The 205-nt window shown below is 43.4% G+C and carries 1 protein-coding gene; it reads right to left on the bottom strand.

Annotation, left to right across the window (positions count from 1 at the left end):
- Nucleotides 1–205: transposase (locus X919_RS0105900; RefSeq protein WP_028899390.1), on the bottom strand; the 205-nt coding region annotated here is incomplete at both ends.

Genomic DNA, 205 nt, shown 5'->3' with positions numbered 1-205 from the left:
GGTCGTTAACCTGATCTTCAACTTCTCCGTCACTCAGACCATACCAGGTGCGGAGTAATTCAATCTTGAACAAAACAAGGCTGTCATAGCTGGGCCGGCCAGTAGACTTATAGCCTTTTGTATAAGCCACCTCTATTATAGCACGAATAGGTGCCCAATCAATGACTGTGTTTATTTGTGAAAAGAATGTCTGCTTGACCTTTCT

This window comes from Prevotella sp. HJM029, from assembly GCF_000599605.1.
Lineage (GTDB): Bacteria > Bacteroidota > Bacteroidia > Bacteroidales > Bacteroidaceae > Prevotella.
Note: the sequence above shows the minus strand (reverse complement) of the source record. Positions and strands in the feature narration are given on the sequence as shown.